Annotated in this window: 6 protein-coding genes and 1 pseudogene; 3 read left to right on the top strand and 4 right to left on the bottom strand. The window is 73.2% G+C overall.

Annotated elements, in window-relative coordinates:
* Window positions 1-346: 346 nt before the first annotated feature.
* The 3 genes from XM48_RS00530 to XM48_RS16730 all read left to right on the top strand — a co-directional run bounded on the left by XM48_RS00530 (window position 347) and on the right by XM48_RS16730 (window position 4,637).
* Window positions 347-2,374 carry a YhgE/Pip domain-containing protein gene (locus tag XM48_RS00530; protein ID WP_046453818.1) on the top strand — a complete coding sequence of 676 codons (2,028 nt, stop codon included), beginning with the start codon at window positions 347-349 and terminating at the stop codon, window positions 2,372-2,374.
* A 134-nt stretch (window positions 2,375-2,508) separates the two neighbouring features.
* Window positions 2,509-3,471, top strand: a complete 963-nt coding sequence (locus XM48_RS00525; protein WP_369699843.1) for a quinone oxidoreductase — start codon at window positions 2,509-2,511, stop codon at window positions 3,469-3,471.
* 38 nt (window positions 3,472-3,509) lie between these two features.
* The gene (locus tag XM48_RS16730; RefSeq protein WP_052961200.1) at window positions 3,510-4,637 is read left to right on the top strand and encodes a hypothetical protein; all 1,128 of its coding nucleotides are present in this window, start codon (window positions 3,510-3,512) and stop codon (window positions 4,635-4,637) included.
* A gap of 12 nt (window positions 4,638-4,649) precedes the next feature.
* Here XM48_RS16730 and XM48_RS00515 read toward each other — a convergent pair whose 3' ends face one another.
* From XM48_RS00515 to XM48_RS18115, 4 genes and pseudogenes are all read right to left on the bottom strand, one after another.
* A complete protein-coding gene (locus XM48_RS00515) occupies window positions 4,650-5,699 on the bottom strand; it encodes a lipoate--protein ligase family protein (RefSeq protein WP_046453819.1) in 1,050 nt (349 codons plus the stop codon).
* 65 nt (window positions 5,700-5,764) lie between these two features.
* Window positions 5,765-6,640, bottom strand: coding sequence for an alpha/beta fold hydrolase (locus tag XM48_RS00510; RefSeq protein ID WP_046453816.1), 876 nt, complete (start codon window positions 6,638-6,640; stop codon window positions 5,765-5,767).
* 60 nt (window positions 6,641-6,700) lie between these two features.
* Window positions 6,701-8,347, bottom strand: coding sequence for an amidohydrolase (locus tag XM48_RS00505; protein WP_046453815.1), 1,647 nt, complete (start codon window positions 8,345-8,347; stop codon window positions 6,701-6,703).
* A 56-nt stretch (window positions 8,348-8,403) separates the two neighbouring features.
* Window positions 8,404-8,584: pseudogene (locus tag XM48_RS18115) on the bottom strand (MFS transporter); the annotation flags it as partial.

The following is an 8,584-nucleotide window of genomic DNA, read 5'->3' as shown; positions in this document are numbered from 1 at the left end:
GCGGTTGGGTGAGGTGTTCACGGTGGTTCTCCCTCGACCAGCCGGGACGGCCCGATCGGGCGCGTCGGGCCCGCGCCCGATCGGAGGTGGTTCCCCCGGGCCGACCGCCGACCTCTTTCAAGTTTCCGAACCCGTGGGCTTTCGCGGCACCCCCTTGACTCCAGCTCGGCGAGCGACTATCGGCTGCCGTGCATCCGCTGTCAGGGGCTTCCCATCCGGAGCGATGCGCCGCGGCCGCGCTGCCCGCGGGCACGACCCTGCGCGAAGCCCGCGCCGGGGCCGTCGAGGCGGCCGATGCCGAACGGGCCGACAGCCCGGAGACCGCCGCACTGATCGGAGGAGACCGATGACCCCGGACGCGACCGCGACGGCCGGACGCCGCATGACCTGGCGCACCGTGCTCGGGCTCGTGCTCGTCCCGCTGACCGTCGCCGGGCTCCTGCTCTGGGGGCTCTGGAACCCCGACGACCGGCTCGGCGAGATGCAGGCCGCCGTCGTGAATCTCGACGAGCCCGTCACCGTGAACGGCCAGATGGTGCCGCTCGGGCGCGTGCTCGCCGGCAAGCTCGTCGGCGAGGCCGGCGCGAAGAGCGACGACGGCACCAACTTCACCTGGGTGCTCACCGACGCGAAGGACGCCGAGCAGGGCGTGCAGGACGGCCGCTACGCCACCTCCGTCACCATCCCGAAGAACTTCTCGGCGGCGGCGACCTCGCTGTCGAAGGCGCCCGAGGACGCCGAGCGCGCGACCATCGACATCGCGACGAGCGACCGCGGGCGCCTGCTCGACGGCACGCTCGCGCAGGCGGTCACCCAGGTCGCGACGAGCACGCTCAACGAGCAGCTCGGATCCCAGTTCGTCGGCAACGTGTTCGTCGGCATGAACCAGCTGCACGACGGCGTCGGCGATGCGGCGAAGGGCGCTCGCGGGCTCGCGAGCGGCGGCGCGCAGCTCGCCGACGGCGCCTCGAAGCTCGCGACCGGGACCGAGCAGCTCGCCAGCGGCACCCAGCAGCTCGCGACCGGCGCTCAGCAGCTCGCCGACGGGCAGGGCGCGCTCGCCTCGGGCGTGCAGCAGTACACCGCGGGTGCGTCGACGCTCGCGGAGAGCTACGCGCCGCTCGGGCAGGGAGCCAAGGACGTGGTCGGGCAGCTCAAGACGCTCGTCGGCGGGTTGGGGCAGCTGCAGGCCGACAGCGCGGAACCGGGGAAGCAGCTCCAGGACGGGTTGACGCAGGCCGGTACTGCGGCTGCGCAGTTCGGAGACCAGAAACAGGGCTTGGTCGTCGACTGCTACACCTCCGGTGCGCCGAAGGACTTCTGCGATCGCCTGGCGCAGACAGCGGCGGGAGTCGGGGCGGGCCTGGGCACGGCGAGCAAGGGCGCCGCGGGACTCCAGGCAGCGAACGCCAAATTCGCGAAGGCCGCAGGCGGCGACTCCGGCAGCACCGGCGGCGATCCTGTCGCGAAGCTCGACCAGCTCTCGGCCGGGCTCGATCAGTTCGGTGCGGGCCTGAACGAGTTCGCGTCGCAGGGCGGCGAGCTCGCCTCGGGCGCCGCGCAGTCGGCGTCGGGTGCCGCGCAGCTGAGCACGGGCGTCGGTCAGCTCGCCGCGCAGACGCCGGAGCTCGCGAAGGGCGCGACGCAGCTCGCCGACGGCACCCGCAAGTCGGCCGACGGTGCGACGCAGCTCGCGAACGGCCTCGACACCGCGGTCGCGAAGATCCCCAACTACTCGAAGGGCGAGCGCGAGACGGTCGCCGATACGGCCGTGCGCCAGGTCGAGGCGAAGGGCGACAGCGCCCTGTTCTCGTCCGCGGGCGCTCCGCTCTTCGCGGGGATCGCGCTGTGGGCGGGCGCGCTCGCCATGTTCCTCGTGCTCGCGCCGCTGTGGCGCCGCGCGCGCACGGCGGCCCGTTCGGTGCCCGCGATCGCACTGCGCAGCGCCTGGCCGGTCGCGCTCCTCGGCGCCGGGCAGGGCGCGTTGGCCGGCATCCTCGTGCCGATCGCGCTGAAGCTCTCGCTCGGCGAGGGTGTCGGGTTCTTCGCGCTCGCGATCCTCGCCGGCGCGGCGTTCGCGCTGCTCGTGCAGGGGATCGTCGCCCGCTTCGGCGGCCTCGGCCGGTTCCTGGCGTTCGCGGTGCTCGTGGTGACCCTCGCGGCCGGCGTCGTGTCGACCGCGCCGGGCGTGCTCCGCGCGATCGGCGACGGCAGCCCCGTCGGCGCGGCGCTCGGCGGATTCCAGGCGGTCGTCTCGGGCGGCGCCGGCGTCGGAGGCGCGATCCTCGCGCTCGTGCTGTGGGCGCTGGGCGGACTCGCGCTCACGGCGTGGGCGGTCGCTCGCGAGCGCAGGGCGCACGCCTCGGCCTCCTGACCCGGTCCCGCCCGGTCGCCGCCGAGTGAACGCGGGTACAGGAATAGCAGCCGCATATCCTGTACCCGCGTTCACTCGACCGCTGAGAACGACGGAATAGCCGCGCGGGCGCCCCGGTTGCACCCGGCATGACGATGCACGCGGTGGTGGCAGAACAGGCAGGCGGACCCGAGGTCCTCGAATGGCGGGAGGTCGCCGACCCGGTCGCGGGGCCGGGCGAACTGCTCGTCGAGACCGCTGCGGTGGGGGTCAATTTCATCGAGACCTACCAGCGCTCGGGCGTCTACCCCGTGGCCTTCCCCTTCATCCCCGGCGCCGAGGCCTCGGGCACGGTGACCGCGGTCGGCGCCGACGTCGCGGGTTTCGCCGTCGGCGACCGCGTCATCACGGCCGAGGCGAGCGCGACCTACGCGGAGCGCTTCGTCGTCTCAGCGGAGCGGGTCGCCCGGCTTCCCGAGTTCATCGACGTCGCCGACGCTGCGGCGATCCCGCTGCAGGGCCTCACCGCGCACTACCTGGCGACCTCCGCGGCCGATCCGCGGGAGGGCGACACGGTGCTGCTGCACGCCGGCGCCGGCGGGGTGGGGCTGCTGCTCACGCAGCTGCTCGTGGCGCGCGGGGTGCGCGTGCTCACGACGGCCTCGACCGCGGAGAAGCGGGAGCTGAGCCGCGAGGCCGGCGCCGCCGAGTCGTTCGCCTACGAGGGCTTCGCCGATCGGGCGCGCGAGCTGACGGGCGGTGCCGGCGTCGCGGTCGTCTACGACGGCGTCGGCAAGGACACCTTCGACGAGTCGCTGCGCGCGCTCCGGGTGCGCGGCGAGTTCGTGCTGTTCGGCGGCGCGAGCGGCCAGGTTCCGCCGTTCGATCTGCAGCGTCTGAACGCGGGCGGATCGCTGTCGATCACCCGCCCCTCGCTCGGTCACTTCCTGCTGACCGCCGAGGAGCGGTCGTGGCGCTACGGCGAGCTGTTCGCAGCGCTCGAGGCGCGCACCCTGCAGTTCCGCGTCGGCGAAACCTTCGACCTCGCCGATGCGGCGGACGCGCACCGCGCGCTCGAGGGTCGCGGCACCACCGGCAAGGTCGTGCTGGAGGTCTGAGCCCCGGGACACCCCACGGCGCCGCCTAGGCTGTTCGGATGAGCACCCGACCCCCGAAGCCCGACGACTTCCCCTGGACCGGCGACGCCGCGCGCTGGGAGTGGCTCGTCGCGCGCCACGCGGGCGACCACGGCGAGCAGGCCGACCCCGCGACCGGGGCGCCGCTCCCCGCGCTCAGCCGCACCGTGCCGTCGGGGTACGAAGCCATCGTGCGGATCCTGCACCCGTTCGCGCGCTCGCGGCCGGCGACCGGCACCTGGGACGAGTACCGCGAGGCGCTCGAGACGCCCGATTATGAGGCGTGGCCCGAGTCGGTCTCGGAGGACGTCGTACGCTGGCGGGACGTCGCCGCGGCGCACGGACGGATGCTCGAGCCCGGTTCGCTGTCGCACGAGCTGCTCGGGGTCCCATTCGGCGAGGAGCCGGAGGGCGAGTCGGTCGACGGCTGGGAGTACTCGACCCCGATGGAGGGCTCGCCCGACGAGCAGGAATTCGTCGCAATCGCGAGGATCCTCGCGGCGCACACCGCGACGCCGGATCACGGCGTCGTCGCCGTGTGGGAGGGATACGGCGGGCTCGTGAGCGCGCAGGGGGTCGGGTTCTTCTCGGCGGTTCAGGGCGCCGAGGAAGCGCGTGGCCCGCGCTGGTTCCGGGCGATCGTCGCCCGATCCCGGCAGCGGCGCGCCTCGTTCACGGTCTTCCGCGAGCACTTCGGCACCGGCCCCGCGATCCGCGACCTGCTGCAGGGCATGCTGCGCTGGGACCGCGGTCACACCACGTTCGAGCCGTTCGGAGGCGCCCTGCAGCAGCGCGCCGGATCCGGCATCCTCACCCGCGAGGCCGCGACCGGCCCGCGGCTCGAGCTGCCCGACCGCGCCTACGTCTGCTTCGAGGCCGGAGCCCGCGACCTCGCGGATCCGGCCTGGCCGCTGCGGGCGCCGTGGATGGAGGCCGAGCAGGGCTTCGGCACCCGGTTGCCGAACCTGCTGTGGCCGGAGGGCCGCGAGTGGGTGCTCGTCAGCGAGATCGACTTCGACTCGACCCTCGTCGCGTGCTCGCGCGCATGCGCGGATGCGCTGCTCGCGAGCCCCGACTTCGAAGCCGTCGAGATCACGCGCGACACCGCGCTGTGGCCGGCCTTCGCGGACGACACCGACGAGGAGTAGCGCGTCGGCGGCCTACGGGACCCGCCGGATCCACTCCTCGGTGAGGAATTTCTCGGTGACGAGCCGCTCGGCGGCGTCGTACTCGCCCTCGGTGACCTCGCCGACGGTGCCGCCGTGGCGCTGCTGGAACACCGCGATCATCTTCTCGATGATCTCCTCGCGGGTGAGACCGGTCTGGCTGCGCAGCGGATCGACGCGCTTCTGCGCGCTCGCGGTGCCCTTGTCGGAGAGCTTCTCGCGCCCGATGCGCAGCACCTGGGTCATCGCCTCGGCGTCCATGTCGTAGGCCATGGTGACGTGGTGCAGCACCGCGCCCGATCCGAGGCGCTTCTGCGCGGCGCCGCCGATCTTGCCGTGCGGGCTCGAGATGTCGTTGAGCGGCTTGTAGACGGCGTCGATGCCGAGCGCCTTGAGCGCCTCGAGCACCCACTCGTCGAGGAACGCGTACGAATCGGCGAAGCTCATGCCGCGCACGAGCTCGCCCGGCACGTAGAGGGCGTAGGTGATGCAGGCCTCGGGCTCCATGTACATCGCCCCGCCGCCCGAGATGCGGCGCACCAGCTGGGCGTCGCGAGCCGCGAGCTGCTCCTCGTCGACCTCGTTCTTCACCGACTGGAAGCTGCCGATGAACACCGCGGGGCGGTCCCACTCCCAGATGCGCAGCGCGGGCCCGCGCAGGCCCTCGCCGACGGCGGTCGTGAGCACCTCGTCGAGCGCCGCGTTCATCACGGGCGAGACGGGCGGCTCGTGCAGGATCTGCCAGTCGTAGTCGCGCCAGTGCGCGGCTCCGGTCATGGCGCGGCGCACCGCGACGCCGACCGACTCGGGCGTGAACCCGAGCAGGTGCACCTCGCTCGGCAGCGCGGCGCCGATGGCGCTCGCGAAGTCGTCGATCGTGCTGTTGGGGTTCATCCCGTCGACTGCGCGGTTGATGCAGTCGAGCGCTTCGTCGGGTTCGAGGAAGAAGTCGCCGGACAGCCGGAAGTCGGCGATCTTCCCGTCGCTCACCTCGAAGTCGACCACGACGAGCTTGCCGCCGGGAACCTTGTACTCACCGTGCATGGACATGTCGCCAGGATACGCCCGACGGCCTCCCCGCGGGTATCGATCGGGGTGTTGCTCAGCTCCTACTCGTCGCGCGGGAAACGCTCGAGCAGCCAGGTCAGGATGTCGACCGTGACCTGCTCCTGGTTGGTCTCGTTGAGGATCTCGTGCCGTGCTTCGGGGTAGATGCGCAGCGTGACGTCGCGCACCCCGCGCTTGCGGTAGGCCTCGGCGAGCTTGCGGATCGAGTCCTTGCGCGAGAGCGGATCCTCGCCGCCGGAGGCGATGAGGATCGGCAGGGCGGGGTCGAGGCCCTTGCCGGGGGTTCCGGCGAGCCGGAGCGCATCGGCGACGCCCCACAGCTTCATGATGTCGGCGGCGAAGCAGAGCGGGTCGGCGGCGAAGGCGCGCCCGACCTCGAGGTCGCGGCTCAGCCAGGCGAAACCGTCGGTGGGGTCGTCGTCGCGCCAGGCCCGGTTGAGGTCGCCGGACTCCATGTCGCCGACGGTGCGGTACGCGCTGCCGCTCAGCACGAGGGCGTCCCAGGCGTGCGGTTCGCGGTTCAGGATCCGCTGCGCCATGAGCGAGCCCCAGGAGTGCGCGAACATGATGACCGGCAGCTCGGGATCGCGCTCGCGCAGGATCCCGGTGAGCTGCAGCACGGCGGCCTCGGCGGCGCGGAGCCCGCCGGGGCCCAGTTTGCCGAGCTGCGCGTGGTCGCCGCCCCACTGGGCGAGGCCGGTGCGGCCGTGCCCGCGGTGGTCGTCGGCGACGACCGTGAAGCCCGCGGCGACCAGCGCCTCGGCGAAGCGCGCGTAGCGCAGCGCGTACTCGCCGACGCCGTGGGCGATCTGCACGACGGCGTGCGGGTGCTCGGCCCGCCACTCGTACGCGAAGATCTCGATCCCGTGCGCGTCGGTGTAGCTGAACTCGGTGGGCGCGGACGCTTCGCTCGTCATGCGCCCATTCTGCTGCGCCCTCCTGGGCGGCGCCAGTGCGCCGCCCAGGAACGGGCCGTGCTAGGAGCGGGCGTCGTACGCGGGCGCCCCGTCGACCAGGGTGAGCACGGCCGCGGTGTCGAGCAGCGCCTCGGGTGCGTCGCTCAGCGGGTTCGCGTCCCACACCACGAGGTTGGCGCGGGCGCCGCTCGCGATCCGGCCCACCTCGTCCTCGCGCAGCGTCGCGGCCGCTGCGCCGAGGGTGAGCGCCTCGAGCGCGTCGGCGGGCGTGAAGACGCGCTGCGGCTGGTACGGCTCGCGCGAGCGGTCGAGGACCGACTTCGCGGTGAGCGCGATGAACAGGTTGTTCGGCGCATGGTGCGGCGCGGTGGGCGCATCGGTGCCGAGCGCGAGGCGCACGCCGGCCTCGCGGAACTTGTGCCACGGGAACCCGGTGTGCGCGCGCTCGTCGCCGAGCACCGCCTGCCAGTTGTCGAGGATCGCGGGGTCGCAGTGCACGGGCTGCATGGACGCGGTGACGTCGAGCGCGGCCATGCGGGCGATCGTGTCGTCGGCGACCGACTCGAGGTGCTCCACGCGGGGGCGGCGGTCGGTGCGGGGGCCGTTCACGCGGATGCATTCCTGGACGGCGTCGAGCGCGATGGCGCTCGCCTCGTCGCCGATCGCGTGCAGGGCGAGCTGCAGGCCCGCGGCGTCCGCCGCGACGGCGACGGGCAGCGCCGAGGCGCGATCCCAGATGGGGCCGGGCAGGTCGCCGTTCGCGTACGGTGCGCGCATGGCCGCCGTGCAGGCGTCGATCACGCCGTCCATGATGAACTTCACGCCGACGATCCGGAGCCAGGCGTCGCCGTGCGCGGCGGCGAGCTCGTCGCGGGCCCGGACGATCTCGTCGATCTGGGCGACGTCGGCTGCGGGATCGCCCGTCGCGGTGAGCAGCCAGTGCGCGTTCACGGGGAACGGGAGTCGTCCGTCGCGATCCAGCGTGCGCCGGTAGGCCGCGAGGTCCGCGGGCCCGAACGACATCTCGGTCGCCCCGGTCACGCCGGTCTCGAGGTAGGCGGCGAACGCCTTCGCGAGGAACCGGTCGCGGTCCTCGTCGGTGGCGGCGTCCGCGAGGAAGTCCCACGCGTACTTCATGGCGGCGGTCTCGAGCAGGAAGCCGGTCGCGTCGCCGTTCGCGTCGCGCACGATCTCGCCGCCGACGGGATCCGGGGTGTCGCGGTCGATGCCCATCGCCGTGAGCGCCGCCGAGTTCACCCACACCGAGTGCAGGTCGTTGGCGTCGAGCAGCACGGGCACGTCGGCGACGGCGGCGTCGAGGGCGGCCGCGGTGGGGCGCTCACCCTCGGGGAAGATGTCGAACAGCCAGCTCGTGCCGAGCACCATCGGCGCGTCGGGCGCCGCGGCGCGGGCCGCGGCGAGCCGCCGCTGCACCTCCTCGATGCTCCCGGCGTCGCGCAGCTGCACCTTGTCGAGGGACTCGCCGAGCATGAGCATGTGGGAGTGCCCCTCGATCAGTCCGGGCGAGACGAACGCACCGCCGAGATCGACCTCCTCGGCGCCGGCGCCGGCGGCGAGCCGCACCGCGTCGAGATCGCCGACGGCGATCACCCGGCCCTCCCGCACGGCCACCGACTCGCGGGGCGCGAGGTCGGCGTCGCCGGTGAAGACGGATGCGTTGCGGTAGATCGTTGCGGCAGAGGTCATTGCTGGCTCGCTTTCTGGTGCGGTCGGAACGGGGAAGTGGGTGCGGGATGCGCGGGTCAGGCCACCGTGGACTCGGAGACCCGGGCTGCGCCGGATCGGGCCAGCGCGCGCTCGGCGCCGACCGAGACCCGCGCGACTATCGCGGTGGGCACGATGGCGATGAGGCTCACCGCTCCCATGATGAGGGCGAACGCGGGAGTGCCGATGGTTTCGATCAGCGCGCCGCCGATGAGCGGG

It is taken from the genome of Leucobacter sp. Ag1 (genome assembly GCF_000980875.1).
GTDB lineage: Bacteria > Actinomycetota > Actinomycetes > Actinomycetales > Microbacteriaceae > Leucobacter > Leucobacter iarius.
The sequence above is the reverse complement of the archived record's forward strand: the minus strand, read 5'-3'. Positions and strand labels throughout refer to the sequence as shown.

Coding starts and splice junctions, on each gene's coding strand:
- XM48_RS00530 (WP_046453818.1), top strand. CDS start 347: ATGACCCCGGACGCGACCGCGACGGCCGGACGCCGCATGACCTGGCGC.
- XM48_RS00525 (WP_369699843.1), top strand. CDS start 2,509: ATGCACGCGGTGGTGGCAGAACAGGCAGGCGGACCCGAGGTCCTCGAA.
- XM48_RS16730 (WP_052961200.1), top strand. CDS start 3,510: ATGAGCACCCGACCCCCGAAGCCCGACGACTTCCCCTGGACCGGCGAC.
- XM48_RS00515 (WP_046453819.1), bottom strand. CDS start 5,699: ATGCACGGTGAGTACAAGGTTCCCGGCGGCAAGCTCGTCGTGGTCGAC.
- XM48_RS00510 (WP_046453816.1), bottom strand. CDS start 6,640: ATGACGAGCGAAGCGTCCGCGCCCACCGAGTTCAGCTACACCGACGCG.
- XM48_RS00505 (WP_046453815.1), bottom strand. CDS start 8,347: ATGACCTCTGCCGCAACGATCTACCGCAACGCATCCGTCTTCACCGGC.